We start from the raw sequence: 1276 nt of genomic DNA, 5'->3' as shown, positions 1-1276 counted from the left end.
GCGTCGAGCACGAGTTCCTCGTCGTCGAGCGCGGAGATCAGCACGTCCAGATCGATGTCCCGGCCGAGCACGGCCGCCCGTCGCAGCACCGTCCGCGCAGATTCCGGGAGCCGCGCCACCCGGTGCCGGATCACGTCACGGGCCCCGGTGGGCACTGCGGCGAGCGCGGCGCTTCCTTCGCTTTCGTACAGCCGGGCGAGTTCGCGTGCGAAGAACGGATTGCCGGCGCTGCGCCGGTGGATCACCCGTACCGCAGTCGCCTCAACGTCCTCGTCACGCATCAGAGTGTTCCGGACCAGTTCCGCGGTCGCCTCCTCGGAGAGTGCGCCCGCGTACACCCGCGTCGGGTCCGCGCGGGCGAATTCGGCCAGGAGACCGGTCAGTTCGGGGGTGACCTCGCTCGCGCGGTACGTGCCCACCAACAACACGGGCCCGGCCACGGCCTCGGCGACCAGAGCGGTCAGCAAGGCCAGGGTCTCCTCGCCCGCGCGGTGCAGGTCGTCGAAAACCAGGAGCAACGGACCACGACCCGCCGCCCCCGTCACATACGCGGCCGCGGCGCGATGCGCGCCGAATCGCGTCGTGGCCGAGCCCTCGATCCCTCCTACCGCAGCGGGCTCGGGCACACCCACCGCCGTCAGGGCCGCGACCACGCGCGACCACGGCCGTCCGGCGGACGCGCCCTCGTGCTCGGGGCTACGGCCCCACGCCGGCGTCCACCCACAAGCCCCGAGCCGGTACGCGAGCACCTCGGCCAGCGCGGTCTTACCCGCACCCGCATCACCGGAAATCAACGCCGGCACGAGTCGGCCACACCGCCACGCGGTCTCGGCGGCCCGTTCCAGGAGGTCCAGCTCGCGTGCCCGTCCAAAGAGAGCAGGCGCGGCCGACCCGAAATCGAGGCGAACTTCGAAACCGGCGTCGAGTCCGAGAGCGAGGCCGGGTCGAAGGCCAAGCCCGACCCCAAGCCCGGCAACAGATCCGAAACCGGATCCGGCTGCGGCAGCTTCCCACGCGAACCCAGGCACAAGTTCGACCCCAAGCCCGGCCCCGGTCCCCGTTCCGAACGTGAGCACAAGTCCGGGCCGGGAACCCGACCCAGCCACGGCCACGGGCGCGGGCGCGGGCGTGGACGCGGGCGTGGACGCGGGCGTGGACGCGGGCGCGGGCGCGGGCGCGGATCCAAGACCGAGACCGGGCGCGGGTTCAGAACCCAGACCAGGTACGGCCCCGGCTACGGGCGCAGGTGCGGATCCGGGTGCGGATCCGGGTGCGG

The 1276-nt window shown here is 73.0% G+C and carries 1 protein-coding gene; it reads right to left on the bottom strand.

Annotated features, from left to right (window positions below):
- Positions 1–1028: AAA family ATPase (locus GT354_RS07420; RefSeq protein WP_161355454.1), on the bottom strand; the 1028-nt coding region annotated here is incomplete at its 3' end.
- Positions 1029–1276 lie beyond the last annotated feature (248 nt).

This window comes from Streptomyces sp. SID3343 (assembly GCF_009865215.1).
Lineage (GTDB): Bacteria > Actinomycetota > Actinomycetes > Streptomycetales > Streptomycetaceae > Embleya.
This window is presented reverse-complemented; position numbering and strand designations above follow the sequence as displayed.